14 protein-coding genes are annotated in these 13,081 nt (G+C 56.8%); 7 read left to right on the plus strand and 7 right to left on the minus strand.

All coding sequences use genetic code 11. From position 1 onward, the window contains the following. The 3 genes from AC0L6A_RS03095 to AC0L6A_RS03105 all read right to left on the minus strand — a co-directional run bounded on the left by AC0L6A_RS03095 (nucleotide 1) and on the right by AC0L6A_RS03105 (nucleotide 2,699). Nucleotides 1-852: a C40 family peptidase gene (locus tag AC0L6A_RS03095; RefSeq protein WP_473292129.1), complete on the minus strand. Its 852-nt coding sequence runs from the start codon at nucleotides 850-852 to the stop codon at nucleotides 1-3. Beyond that, complete coding sequence (locus tag AC0L6A_RS03100; RefSeq protein WP_473292131.1) at nucleotides 849-2,231, minus strand: leucyl aminopeptidase family protein; 1,383 nt, start codon at nucleotides 2,229-2,231, stop codon at nucleotides 849-851. Before AC0L6A_RS03100 ends, AC0L6A_RS03095 begins: the two co-directional genes overlap by 4 nt. Before the next feature lie 87 nt (nucleotides 2,232-2,318). Then, nucleotides 2,319-2,699, minus strand: a complete 381-nt coding sequence (locus AC0L6A_RS03105) for a hypothetical protein (protein ID WP_473292133.1) — start codon at nucleotides 2,697-2,699, stop codon at nucleotides 2,319-2,321. A 142-nt stretch (nucleotides 2,700-2,841) separates the two neighbouring features. Here AC0L6A_RS03105 and AC0L6A_RS03110 point away from each other — a divergent pair, with 142 nt between their 5' ends. Genes AC0L6A_RS03110 through AC0L6A_RS03125 form a run of 4 tightly spaced genes read left to right on the plus strand, consistent with a single transcriptional unit; the run spans nucleotide 2,842 to nucleotide 5,716 of the window. Further along, a complete protein-coding gene (locus tag AC0L6A_RS03110) occupies nucleotides 2,842-3,489 on the plus strand; it encodes a carbonic anhydrase (protein WP_473292134.1) in 648 nt (215 codons plus the stop codon). Continuing rightward, nucleotides 3,489-4,145, plus strand: a complete 657-nt coding sequence (locus AC0L6A_RS03115; protein WP_473292136.1) for a lysophospholipid acyltransferase family protein — start codon at nucleotides 3,489-3,491, stop codon at nucleotides 4,143-4,145. Before AC0L6A_RS03110 ends, AC0L6A_RS03115 begins: the two co-directional genes overlap by 1 nt. Next, complete coding sequence (locus AC0L6A_RS03120) at nucleotides 4,142-5,083, plus strand: phosphatidate cytidylyltransferase (protein ID WP_473292138.1); 942 nt, start codon at nucleotides 4,142-4,144, stop codon at nucleotides 5,081-5,083. The genes AC0L6A_RS03115 and AC0L6A_RS03120 overlap by 4 nt, the downstream gene beginning before the upstream one ends. A 9-nt stretch (nucleotides 5,084-5,092) precedes the next feature. Beyond that, nucleotides 5,093-5,716 carry a CDP-alcohol phosphatidyltransferase family protein gene (locus AC0L6A_RS03125; RefSeq protein ID WP_473292140.1) on the plus strand — a complete coding sequence of 208 codons (624 nt, stop codon included), beginning with the start codon at nucleotides 5,093-5,095 and terminating at the stop codon, nucleotides 5,714-5,716. A gap of 12 nt (nucleotides 5,717-5,728) precedes the next feature. On the opposite strand, the gene AC0L6A_RS03130 is transcribed toward AC0L6A_RS03125, so the two are convergent. Beyond that, on the minus strand, nucleotides 5,729-6,094 hold the full coding sequence (locus tag AC0L6A_RS03130) for a winged helix-turn-helix transcriptional regulator (RefSeq protein ID WP_473292141.1): 366 nt from the start codon (nucleotides 6,092-6,094) through the stop codon (nucleotides 5,729-5,731). Between the two features lie 125 nt (nucleotides 6,095-6,219). Here AC0L6A_RS03130 and AC0L6A_RS03135 point away from each other — a divergent pair, with 125 nt between their 5' ends. Together AC0L6A_RS03135 and hchA are read left to right on the plus strand one after the other, a co-directional pair. Next, nucleotides 6,220-6,861, plus strand: a complete 642-nt coding sequence (locus AC0L6A_RS03135; RefSeq protein ID WP_473292142.1) for an NAD(P)H-dependent oxidoreductase — start codon at nucleotides 6,220-6,222, stop codon at nucleotides 6,859-6,861. Between the two features lies 1 nt (nucleotide 6,862). Then, nucleotides 6,863-7,723 carry a glyoxalase III HchA gene (gene hchA, locus AC0L6A_RS03140; RefSeq protein ID WP_473292144.1) on the plus strand — a complete coding sequence of 287 codons (861 nt, stop codon included), beginning with the start codon at nucleotides 6,863-6,865 and terminating at the stop codon, nucleotides 7,721-7,723. A gap of 136 nt (nucleotides 7,724-7,859) precedes the next feature. On the opposite strand, the gene AC0L6A_RS03145 is transcribed toward hchA, so the two are convergent. After that, on the minus strand, nucleotides 7,860-8,882 hold the full coding sequence (locus AC0L6A_RS03145; protein WP_473292146.1) for an aspartate-semialdehyde dehydrogenase: 1,023 nt from the start codon (nucleotides 8,880-8,882) through the stop codon (nucleotides 7,860-7,862). Between the two features lie 355 nt (nucleotides 8,883-9,237). Here AC0L6A_RS03145 and AC0L6A_RS03150 point away from each other — a divergent pair, with 355 nt between their 5' ends. Further along, a complete protein-coding gene (locus AC0L6A_RS03150; protein WP_473293363.1) occupies nucleotides 9,238-10,566 on the plus strand; it encodes a DEAD/DEAH box helicase in 1,329 nt (442 codons plus the stop codon). 108 nt (nucleotides 10,567-10,674) lie between these two features. Here AC0L6A_RS03150 and AC0L6A_RS03155 read toward each other — a convergent pair whose 3' ends face one another. Beyond that, nucleotides 10,675-11,862 (minus strand): MFS transporter, encoded by a 1,188-nt coding sequence (locus AC0L6A_RS03155; RefSeq protein WP_473292148.1) that lies wholly within the window; start codon nucleotides 11,860-11,862, stop codon nucleotides 10,675-10,677. Between the two features lie 77 nt (nucleotides 11,863-11,939). After that, nucleotides 11,940-12,974, minus strand: a complete 1,035-nt coding sequence (gene hemE, locus AC0L6A_RS03160; protein ID WP_473293365.1) for a uroporphyrinogen decarboxylase — start codon at nucleotides 12,972-12,974, stop codon at nucleotides 11,940-11,942. Nucleotides 12,975-13,081 lie beyond the last annotated feature (107 nt).

Below are 13,081 nucleotides of genomic sequence, written 5' to 3' on the forward strand. Positions count from 1 at the left end.
TTACAGCCGCTTACGTGATGTAACCGGGCCATCGCCCTGGGCTTCGATCCGCGCAACGGCGGATGCCATATCCTCGTACACCACAGACATATCATGCGCATTCGCGTGGATCATCCGCGTGTCGTCCACCACCATTGCCACATGGCCTTTCCAGAACAGCAAATCACCACGTTGAAGCGGTGCGTCCTTGGGAATGTTCAGACCCAACGCGGCCTCTTGCAGATCGCTATCCGCAGGGCAGCCGATCCCACAGGCCAGCAGAGCAGCTTGAACAAGACCGGAACAATCGATGCCAAAGCCAGAATTTCCAGCCCAGACGTAAGGCGTGTCCAAAAATTGCTCGGCAATCGAAACAGGATCCGAGGAGTACTCGTCGATTGGGCACAGGTGGGACATCGGGATATAGCCATGTTTCGGGGCCGACATCGGGGTTTTGGGCAGTTTCACTTCGGCCCATTTGCCTTCAGTGGCCACCACCTGCACCTGGCTGTTCATATGAAACACACTGTTGTGCGGCGTTTTGAAATTCGGTTCGGGATACATGTGTGTAGTGCGATGCGTCACCCGATGGGTCAGGGTTTGGGGGTCGCCCAGACCCCATGCCTCAAGATACCCAACATAACCGTCTTTCAACGACTGGCCGAAGACCATGTGATCGTCGCCATCCAGAATGTTGAACTGATCACCCGACAGGACCTGCCGATCGCGGCTCCCGCTGGGTGCATCCAGCAGAAAGCTGTCACCGACAACCTGCTTCAGCTCACCTTCGGAAAAACGGGGGGCGTTGACTTTACCACGCAGACTTTCATGCGCGACGTTTTCGTTGGCGGGGGTAAGGCGACGATCCATCATAGGTCCAACATATCAGGTAAAGCGTCCAAAAGCGCCCGCGCGCCCATTCCCACGCCACCTTTTGGGCGGCCCGGCGCGGCGGTGGGGTTCCAACCGTAAATATCAAAATGCATGTAGCGCGGCGTATCCGTCACAAAGCGCTTCAGAAAGAGCGCCGCAGTGATCGAACCCGCGAACCCGCCTTTCGGTGCGTTGTCCAGATCAGCAATTCCGGGTTCGATCATGGTTTCGTAGGGGTCCCAGAAGGGCATTTCCCAGACCGGATCAGCACTGGATTTTGCACCTTGGCGCAAGGCGTCGGCGTCTGTTGTTTCGGTTGCATAGAACGGCGACAGGTCGGGGCCGACCGCGACACGTGCGGCGCCTGTCAGCGTCGCCATCGACACGATGAGGTCTGGCTTTTCTTCATCCGCCAGCGCCAGCGCGTCGGCCAGAACAAGGCGACCCTCGGCGTCGGTATTGTTGATCTCGACTGTTAGGCCCTTGCGCGAAGTTAAGATGTCTCCCGGTCGAAACGCATTGCCAGCAACCGCATTTTCTACGGCGGGGATCAATACGCGCAAGCGCAGTTTCAGACCAAGCGCCATGATCATTTGTGCCAGCCCCAGAGTGTTGGCAGCACCACCCATGTCTTTCTTCATCAACCCCATCGAGGCACCGGGCTTCAGGTTCAGCCCGCCTGTGTCGAAACACACGCCTTTGCCCACCAGAGTAAGCGACGGACCATCGTTACCCCACCGCAAGTCGATCAGTCGTGGCGCGCGCAAGGCGGCACGTCCGACGGTATGGATCATGGGTAGGTTATCATCCAACAGGACCTCGCCTGTTGTTGTCTTGACCTTGGCATCAAATTCTTTGGCCAGATCACGGACAGCCATTTCCAGTTCATCCGGCCCCATATCCTCGGCCGGGATGTTGATCAGATCACGTGTTGTTTTTTCGCCAGCGGTGATGGCTTCAAGGCGCGAAGCATCGACACCTTTGGGCGCAACAAGCTGTGCTTTAGGGGCGGATTGCTTGGCATAGCGGTCAAAGCGATACCCTTCCAGAAGCCAGCCCAGGGCGAATTCCTGCGTGATCAACTCCGAATGATCACTGTCCAGCCGATAGACACCTTCAGGAAGCTTGGCCCGTGCTGCCACCGCACCAAAGCGTTTGCGCGCCCGTGTGTTTGTGGTGCCAAGCCCTGCCAGCGCCATCTCAATATCACCGGACGCATTGGGCACAATCAGGCATTCACCAAGGGTTCCATCAAACCCGTTGGCATCAGCCCAGTTTTGGGCCTGCTCGGGCAACTTCTTCAAAGCTGCTTTATCGCCCTTTTCGATCAGGTGAAGAGGGATTGCGTGTTTGGTGTTCGCAGCGAAAGTCAGGGTCATGGGGGCCTCGGTCTGTTGGTGTCCCGTGTTGCCCTGCAGAGTAGCGCCCTCATGTCTGGGGGCAATCCCTGTTCTTCGCGTCGACCCCTAAAGCGACATATCCTGCAGATCCCAAACCGCAATCAGGCTGCGTTCCCCCACACGGGTCAGGCGTCCCATTGTGGCAGATAGCGCAGCTGCATCATGTGTCAGGCAAAGTTCCGCGACATCACGCGCCACGCGGGCCAATGTTGTCATGCCCAATCGCCTTGCGATCTTTTTAAGCTCATCAGCACCAGAACGAAGATCTTCGTGTTTCCCCAGTTTTCGCGCCTTCTGAAGCCGAGCCAGCCAAAGCGCCAGATCTTCAAGCGATTGGTTCAGGTCCCGATCAGCCTGAACGGGGCCGAAACGCACGTAAAGCGTGTGAAGCTGGTCCCGATCCAGCTGTATCTCTTCCATATAGGTAAGTTTTGTTATTTCAGTCATTGCAGCACCCCGGTTGTCATTAGTCCCTCATGGGCAGGATGAACGCGGCGTCTCAAGAAATCGTATATCGATGATGCAAAATTTGCTCGAATTTCGTGTAATTGCGGCGTAAAACTCAGTGAATGATTTACAGGAGACGTCCATGAAAAATGCCCGCCCCCTTCCCGCATATCTTGTGCAACGCTATCATGGCTGGAATGCCACGACGTTTTCTGAAAACAAGGCGTGGTATCGCCGACTGGCAGATGAAGGCCAGCGCCCGCGCGCAATGATTATTTCGTGTTGTGACAGCCGTGTTCATGTGACCCAGATGTTTGGCGCGGATCAGGGCGAGATTTTCTTGCACCGTAACATTGCCAACCTTGTCCCGCCTTTCGCACCAGATGGTGATTATCACGGCACATCCGCGGCAGTAGAATATGCCGTCACTGCGCTTAAAGTGTCCCATCTGATCGTGCTGGGTCATTCCAAATGCGGTGGCGTGAAGGGCTTTCATGAGAAATGCCTAGGGAACGCACCCGAACTTGCCGAGAACACTTCGTTTGTTGGGCGTTGGATCGACATTTTGAAACCGGGCTACGAACGACTTGGCGGAAACGACGCAGATATCGAGGATTCGACACTGGAAAAAGAAGGCGTGCTTGTCTCGCTGGAAAACCTGATGACCTTCCCGTTCGTGCGCGATGCAGTCGAAGCGGAAGAGCTGTCATTGCACGGTCTTTGGACCGATATCGGTGAAGGTGGGTTGGAGTTCTATGACCATGAAGCTGGTGGGTTTGTGCCAGCTTGATGAATGAGAAATCAAATTTACTACGGCGGCTTCTTGCACAGCTGACGGCCAATGCCATTGTGCTGTTCGCGCGACTGGTCACCGCTGTGCGCGGTGTTTGGGACGGGGTTGATCCGGTCGGTCGACAGCGCGTCTATTTCGCCAATCATGGTTCAAACGGTGATTTTGTCCTGATCTGGACCGTGCTGCCGCCTGCGCTTCGGTCGCGGACGCGGCCAGTTGCGGGGTCAGATTACTGGCTGACCTCGAAACTGAAATCGTTCATCGGGCGTGATGTGTTCAATGCGGTGCTCATTGATCGCAACAGTGAAACTCGAACAAAAGACCCGATTGCACAGATGGTCGAGGCTTTGGACGGGGGGGCCAGCCTAATCCTGTTTCCGGAAGGCACGCGCAACGTGACGGACGATCCGCTTCTGCCCTTCAAGCCCGGCCTTTATCATCTGGCCAAAGCCCGCCCTGATGTTGAACTGGTGCCCACATGGATCGACAATCTGACCTCGGTCATGCCGAAGGGAAAAGTGATCCCGGTTCCGCTGTTGTGTTCTGTCACCTTTGGCACCCCGCTGAACATCAAAGACGGTGAAGACAAAAAAGTATTTCTGGCCCGCGCGCAAACTGCCTTGGCTGATTTGGCAATTGAGGTCGCGTCATGAGTGCTCCTGCAGAGTTTTCAACCTTGATGATGGCCGTGTTGGCCATCTTGATCGTGGCCACCGTGATTGCGCAGCTTCTGAAACTTAAGCTGGGTGCTGAAAACGACGTCATCGAAAACCTGATAGCGCGGATCAATGCGTGGTGGGGCATGGTCGCGCTTTTGGCGCTTGCCATGTTGGGTGGTAAGGCGGGTGTGGTGATCCTGTTTGCTTTGCTAAGTTTCGCAGGGCTGCGCGAGTTTTTGACCCTGACCGCCAAGCGCCGCGCCGATCATTGGGCGCTGGTGATCAGCTTCTTTGTGATCCTGCCTGTGCAGTATCTGTTGGTCTGGGACAATTGGTATGGGATGTATGCCATCTTCATCCCGGTTTACGCCTTCTTGCTACTGCCGATCGTAATGGCTTTGAACGGGGATACAGATGGATATCTGACGCGCGTTGCCGAAACGCAGTGGGGCTTGATGATCTGTGTCTTTGCAGCCAGCCATGTCCCCGCGCTTTTGACGCTGAACATCCCGGGATACGAAGGCAAGAACGTCCTTCTGGTCGCGTTTCTTGTGGTCGTGGTGCAGTTGTCGGACGTGTTGCAATACGTCTGGGGCAAGCTTGCCGGGAAGCACAAGATTGCGCCGCGATTGTCACCTTCCAAGACGTGGGAGGGTTTCCTAGGAGGCGTCGCGTCGGCCTGTCTGGTTGGGGCAGGGCTTTGGTGGCTTACTCCTTTCACACCCTTACAGGCAGCAGGAATGGCGCTGGTCATCACGCTTATGGGCTTTTTCGGAGGCCTTGTGATGTCCGCCATCAAACGCGACAAAGGCGTCAAGGATTGGGGCCACTTGATTGCGGGGCATGGCGGCTTCATTGACCGGCTGGACAGCGTCGTCTTCTCGGCCCCGATTTTCTTCCACCTGACCCGCTATTTCTGGTCCGTGGCCTAGGAGGTTTCCATGCAACGTCGCCCCATCGCCAGCCGAGACCGAAACTGGGCCAAACGCGCCGCAAGCTGGCTGGTCACAAAGAGTGTCACGCCCAATCAGATCAGCAAGGGATCGATCCTGTTTGCCTTGATCGCGGGGGGCGCATTCTGGATGTCCGGGGGCAGCAACCCATTTTGGTTGATCCTCGCTGCGCTGGGCGTTCAGGGTCGACTGCTGTGCAATCTCTTTGACGGAATGGTCGCAGTCGAAGGCGGCAAGGCCGAAGCAGATGGCCCCTTTTGGAACGAGGCGCCTGACCGTTATGCAGATATCCTGATCCTTATCGGGATGGGCTTGGGCGCGGGCAGCCCAGCGCTGGGCTGGGCGGCTGCCACGATGGCCGTTCTGACCGCCTACACGCGCGAGGCTGGGGCTGCACAAGGATTGGAACCGGACTTCGGCGGACCAATGGCCAAACAACACCGGATGGCCTTGGCGACGGTTGCAGCCGCGCTGTCGATCTTTGTGCCTGTGATTGCCGGATTGCCGGCATTGGCCCTCGCCCTGTGGATCATCGCGCTGGGCACAGGGTTTACCGCCCTTCGTCGCGGACGAGGAATGGTCGCGGCACTGAAGGTGCGCGACAACGGCTAATCGGAGAGGAGCTTACTTCGCGGCAGCCGCGTCATAGTTTTCGCGCGCGGCATCGATCTTGGATAGGTTTCCCAGTGCCCAATAGCCCAACGCACTGACTGGCTCTCGGAATGACTGGCCCATTTCGGTCAGGTTGTATTCGACTTTGGGCGGGATTGTTGGGTGATAGGTTCGGTTCACAAGCCCGTCACGCTCCAACTCTTTCAGCGTCAGACTTAGCATGCGTTGCGAGATGCCAAGGTTGCGCTTGAGTTCATTAAACCTCAGCGTCCCGTATTCGGCCAAAGAGATCACGACAAGCACGCTCCACCTATCACCGACACGCGACAGCACCTCATTGATGCGTTTGCATTCGGGGCATTGTTTATCGTCCAGCATGGTGGTTCCCTTTATGTAACCGAGGGTCAGGCATTTGCCTTCTTGCGGCACAGAGCGGTTCCCCATAGGTAGTCAGTCACAAATGTATACTGCCCTTCCGGGGCGCTGACAATAGGACCGAACCCATGACCGCGAAGCCTCTGAATGATCTTTTGAACTGGCGCTACGCCACCAAAAAAATGGACCCGTCAAAAGCTGTGCCGCAGGATAAGGTTGATGCCATTGTTGAGGCGATACGTATGGCTCCTACATCCAGCGGCACTCAGCCGTTCGAGGTGTTTGTTGTGACCAACCCTGACGTCTTGGGTGAAATACGAAAAGTCGCTTGGGATCAGGCACAGATCACCGATGGCTCTCACCTGCTGGTCTTTGCAGCGTGGGATAACTACACGGCCGAACGGATCGACCACGTTGTTGATCTGAATGTTGCGGAACGTGGCGAACTGCCGATGCTGCACGCCTACTACGACAATCTGAAATCCAACTACTTGCCGCGCGACGCCGAGATCAATTACGCCCACGCTGCACGCCAAGCCTATATCGCGCTCGGCATTGCACTGGTCGCAGCTGCCGAGCAAGAGGTCGACAGCACGCCTATGGAAGGCTTTGACCCCGATGCCGTGGACGCAATTCTTGGCCTGAAGGATCGCGGCTTGCGGTCAGTCGTGTTGATGCCATTGGGCTATCGCGACGAAAGCGGCGATTGGCTGGCCCCTATGGGTAAAGTCCGCAAATCCCGCGATACCATCGTTACTGAGGTCAACTGATATGGGCATCCTACGCAAACTGTTCCGCGCGACACCGATACCCACAATCGACGGCGCGTTTAGCCCGTCCCCCTTGGCGATCAAGTTGGGCACATCGCCCACCACGGACTATGATGGCGGGTCTTACGCGACCCCATACACGGGCGGCAAAAACCGCGTTCTGATGATCTGCACCGAAGAACGCAACATGACGATGGCTAACGGCAAGAAATTCTCGACGGGAAACCATCCTGTCGAGATGGGCCTGCCGATGCTGCATCTGATGAACGCAGGGTTCGAGATTGACGTTGTCACACCAACTGGCGCGCCCGTCGCCATCGAAGAATGGGCGATGCCTGCGGATGATGCAGACGTCAAGCGGCTCTATCGCGATCATGCGGATACCTTTGCAAACCCTGGCAGCCTTGCGGACTTTGTTGCCCGTAAGATGGATGATGCAGTGCCTTATGCCGCTGTGTACATTCCCGGAGGTCATGGGGCGATGCTCGGGTTGCCCGAAAATGCCGATGTCGGGAAAGTGCTGCATTGGGCCCATGAACAGGACCTATTCACACTGGCACTTTGTCACGGCCCCGCTGCGCTATTGGCCGCGAAGACTGAAAAAGGGTTCTTGTACGAAGGGTACAAGATGACCGTGTTCCCGGATTCGGTCGACAAACAAACCCCCATGATCGGCTACCTGCCAGGTCCGATGCCGTGGTGGGTGTGTGAGAAGCTGACGGCTCTAGGCGCGCAGATTACCAACACAAAAGCAGATGCCTCATGCCATGTTGATCGTCGTCTGATCACGGGAGCAAGCCCCAAGGCCGCAAATGCTTTTGGCCGGCTGGCAGCGGAAACGCTGTTGAAGAACGTGTCGTAGGAAGAAACTGATGCGGGGCGCAAGCAGGCATTTGTGCGTCCCGCAACATCATTCACTTGGGCTCACCGCAGACATTGCTCCCACAAAAAAGCCCCACCAATTGGCAGGGCTTTCTCTGTAATTTGAGGCGGACAAATCAGCCCTTCTTAAGAACCTCTCGGCCCAGAAGCTCGGCGATTTGTACCGCGTTCAGGGCAGCACCCTTGCGCAGGTTGTCCGAGACGCACCAGAAGTTTAGGCCGTTCTCAATGGTCACGTCCTGCCGGATACGGCTGATGAAAGTGGCGAAGTCGCCTACGCATTCAACCGGGGTGACATAGCCACCGTCTTCGCGCTTATCGACGACCAGAAGGCCGGGGGACTGGCGCAGGATGTCGCGGGCTTCGTCCTCGTCCAGGAAGTCTTCGGTTTCGATATTGACCGATTCCGAGTGTCCCACGAAGACCGGCACGCGCACGCAGGTCGCGGTGACTTTGATCGACGGGTCGATGATCTTCTTCGTCTCGGCGATCATCTTCCATTCTTCTTTCGTGTCGCCCGAGTCCATGAAGACATCGATATGCGGGATCACGTTGAATGCGATCTGCTTGGGATAGACCTTCGGCGCGACTTCCTGACCCGGCACATACATGCCTTTGGTCTGGTTCCACAGCTCGTCAATCGCGTCTTTGCCGGAGCCCGACACCGACTGATAGGTCGACACAACAACGCGTTTGACCTTGGCGCGGTCGTGAAGCGGCTTCAGCGCTACAACCATCTGCGCGGTCGAGCAGTTGGGGTTCGCGATGATGTTCTTCTTCGCATAATCATGGATCGCCTGAGGATTCACCTCGGGCACGATCAGCGGAATATCGGGGTCGTAACGGTACAGCGACGAGTTATCGATCACGACACAACCCGATTTTGCTGCTTTGGGCGCGTATTGTTTGGTCGCTTCCGAACCCACAGCAAACAGCGCGATGTCCCAGCCGGTGAAGTCAAAGGTGTCCAGATCCTGGGTGGTCAGGGTCTTGTCACCAAAGCTGATTTCAGTACCAAGCGAACGGCGCGATGCAAGCGCGGCAATCTCGTCTACAGGAAACTGGCGTTCCGCCAGGATGTTCAGCATTTCGCGGCCCACGTTGCCCGTGGCGCCTACGACGGCGACTTTATAGCCCATTACGGCCTCCTATTTTTGTTCGTCTTTGAACCACCCAAAGACGGAGGGTTCATTAGATCAGAATCATCATGCGTGAAAGGGCTTTCCGGCTGAATTGCCATCATTTGTCGTTGACTTGTGTGGTTTTGGCTGTGATACGCGCGCTAACTGTCTGGTCGACGCGTGAGCGACCCGCCCCAAATGTGAGGCAGACAGTCCCTTCTACAAGTTCCCAAATCACGCGGGGTTCTAGCGGTCAGATCGGCGCTTGGGCATTCGGCCTGCGTGCGAGCATCTGTCGCAAACCTAAGCGACGGGCAAAGATGCCCCACCCGCGTGTATGCGGTGCGCCATTGCGTGCGCCAGAAAGACGATGATGACAAATTTTGCAGATCTCGGGTTGGACCCGAAACTGGTCTCGGCCGTGGCGGAAGCCGGCTATGAGACACCTACTCCAATTCAAATTCAGGCCATTCCCTTGGTGCTGGAAGGCCGCGATGTGATGGGTCTTGCCCAAACCGGCACCGGTAAAACGGCTGCGTTCGGCCTGCCACTGATCCACCAGTTGCTGGGCAACCATGACAAGCGTCAGCCGAAATCGGTGAAAGCGCTGGTGCTGGCACCTACCCGCGAGCTGGTCAACCAGATTGCCGATAATCTGCGTGCCTATGTGCAGGGCACCCACCTGAAAGTGCGTACTGTTGTTGGTGGCATGTCCATCAACAAGCAGATCAACATGCTGGCGCCGGGAATTGATATCCTTGTGGCCACACCGGGTCGTTTGATCGACCTGATGGATCGCCGGGCGATCCGCTTGGACACAGCAACCTTCCTTGTGTTGGATGAGGCTGACCAGATGCTCGACATGGGGTTCATCCATGCATTGCGCAAAATCGCGCCTGCGCTGGGCACGCCGCGCCAGACGATGCTTTTCTCGGCCACCATGCCGAAGTTGATGGCTGAGCTGTCCAAGGCGTATCTGACAGATTCCGCCCGCGTCCAGGTCTCGCCTCCCGGCAAAGCCGCCGACAAGGTCACGCAGGGTCTGTACTACAGCCCTGGCCGGAACGAGAAGATTGTCAAACTGATCGAGCTTCTTGAACATGACGAAGAAGCATTGTCGTTGGTCTTTTCGCGCACCAAGCATGGTGCTGAAAAACTGATGAAGCACCTTGTGACCAAAGGGTTCAAGGCGGTTTCGATCCACGGCAACAAAAGCCAAGGTCAACGCGACCGCGCACTTGCAGCTTTCCGTGCCGGCGAGGCACGTATCTTGGTGGCGACCGATGTGGCCGCGCGCGGTATCGACATCCCGGGCGTGAGCCACGTTTACAACTTCGATCTGCCTGAGGTCGCTGACAACTATGTTCACCGTATCGGCCGGACGGCCCGTGCAGGTGCAGATGGCGACGCGATTTCTTTTGTGTCCGGTGTCGAACTTGGCCTTCTGCGTGACATTGAAAAAGTCATGAAGATCCAAATCCCGGTTCTGGGTGGGAAACGCCCTGCGGAAGAAAAGCGCCCTCAGCGCGGTCAAGGCGGCGGTGGCGGAGGCCGTCGCGGTGGCGGTGGAGGCGGCGGTGGTGCCGGAGGTGGCGGTGGTCGCAAACCACGAAACGCTCAAGGGCAGGGGCCGAAGCCTTCTGGGAACCCGAGCGGCGCGCCTAAGAATCGCCGTCGTCGCAGGCCAAAGAAATCGGCTTAAAGCGTTTCGGTTTTAACCTGAGACAGGGAAAACCGAAACGCTGCATGACACATCAATATGGTGGGCGTTTCGAAACAAACTAGTTTCTCAAGTTTATCTCGAAACGCTTTAATCTGTTCGGTCCTGACTGAGCAGATAAAGCAGACAGCCGATCAATCCGGGCACTGCAAAAAACAGGAACACGGCCTGATAGGGGGCCGTGACCGCCACATCTGGGCCCTGTGCTGATTTGAAGACACTGGCCGAGGCGTATTGGAAGACTCCAACGCCGCCGATCCCAAACATGTTCAAAAGCGTAACACCCCGGCCCACCAAGTGAGGCGGGTAGAAGCTTCGTGCATGGGCCATGATCAAAGGGAAGCTTGCGGCAAACAGGCCAATGGACGCCATGATCAAAGACACGCGCCATAGGCCCGCATCTGGAGCGGCCCAAAGCAAGAAGACCAGTGCAACGGCAATCAGGTTGCCGAAGAAGATCACCCATTTGCGCGTCCCAAAAACGCGATCCAGTGGGCCGTAAGCGAAGCTGCCTATAACCATCGCCAATGCGATGGCCATTGTGACCCATCCAATGCCGGTGGTGTCCAACCCGTAAACATCTCGCAAGTAAGGCCCCGCCCAGCTGCCCCTAAGGCCAGCGGCGGCAGTGTAGTTTACAAACATGATTGGGAAGATCGCCCATAGCGCTGGCATTTTCAGAAGATCCAGCACAGAGCCCTTCTGCGCCCCATCTTCCGCAGTGGCCTTTGGCGGGTTGTCCACAGCGATCATGATCAAAGAGGCAACAATCAGCGTGACCGCAGCCAAGGCCCACAGGCACGCGCGCCAACCGAACTGCTCGACTGCCAGCGCCATCGGCAGAGCGCCCGCAATATTTCCAAGCGACCCGATGCCAATGACCATGCCTGCAAGTGTCCCAAAGACCTTGGGGGAATACATTCGCGCAAAGATGAAGTAGCTGGCCATCAGAATGGGGGAACAGCCAATCCCGATCAGGATCATGGCGTAAAGAATGTGGTCAGGGCTTGAGGCCATGGCGAAAACGGCGGCTCCGCCAGCGCCACCGACCGCCAACAAGCCCGCCGCGACTTTGCGTGGCCCGATATTGTCCAAAGCCCATCCGACCGGGATCTGCATCAACGCAAAGACCAGAAACCATGCGCCGGACGCGCGCGCCAAATCTTCGGGCGTAGCGCCCAAGTCCAACTTAAGCGCAGGCGTCATCACCGCCAGAAAGGCGCGGTAAAACTGGCTTAGAACATAAGCAATGATCAGCGTGACGATACCGATGCGCATGTTGATCTCCTAAAGGCAACTTGCGCAGAAGACACGTGTCCGGCAGGTTTGGCAAGCAGGCTGGTAGTTCTACCTGATCAGCCGTTTCGAACCGTATCAATCATCAGCTGCACATTTTCAGGATCCGCATCAGGTGTAATGCCGTGACCGAGGTTGAAAATATGCGGACCGTTCTTGAACGCGTCGACAATGGCGCGGGTTTCGTCAACCAACGCTTGGCCTCCGGTGACCATGTGGCTGGATTTCAGGTTGCCCTGCACGCAGCCATCCACTTGCACATTGGCTGCCGCCCATTCCGGGCTGACCGAGTTGTCCAGCGCGACGCAGTCCACGCCAGTTTCCTTTGCAAACCCGATATAGCCTTCACCCGCTTCGCGCGGGAAACCGATGACCGGAATGCCGGGGTGACGTTTCTTAAGTTCGGATGTGATCACCCGCGCAGGTTCGACCGCGTATTTCTGGAAATCCTCGCCCTTCAGCGATCCAGCCCAGCTGTCGAAAAGCTTTACGACCTCGGCACCTGCCTCGATTTGCTTGGACAGGTATTCAATCGTGCCTTCGGTCAGGCGATCCATCACGGCCTCGAACAGCGGACGGTTTTCAGCCTTCAATGCGTGGGCCGGACCCTGATCCTTGGTGCCCTGACCTGCGATCATATAGGTCGCGACGGTCCACGGCATGCCGGCGAACCCGATCAGAGTGGTCTCTTCTGGCAACTCACGACGCAAAATGCGGATGGTTTCGTAAATCGGGTTCAGTGTTTCGTGAATGTCTTCTTTGCCTGACAGCTTATCGAAATCTGCTTGTTGGGTGATTGTCGACAGACGCGGGCCTTCCCCGGTCACGAACCATAGATCGGCACCAAGGGCTTGCGGCAGCAAAAGGATGTCGGCAAACAAGATCGCCGCATCAAAGCCATAGCGTCGAATGGGCTGCAGCGTTACTTCGGCTGCCAGCTCTGGATTATAGCAAAGCTTTAGGAAATCGCCCGCTTGCGCCCGTGTGGCGCGATACTCGGGCAGGTAACGTCCCGCCTGACGCATCATCCAAATTGGAGGGGTCGGAAGGGTCTCGCCCGCAAGTGCGCGCAGAATGGTCTTTTGCTGGGTCATTGGGCTGGCCTTTCCTGTCTGGTTACATGCCTCGTCCCAAAGCCGCGACAGGATGTCAAGCGCTGGGGGTGTCGCAGGCATGGACAGCGCTGGCCATCCTGCGTAAA

The sequence above is a fragment of the Aliiroseovarius sp. D2-2 genome (genome assembly GCF_055809455.1).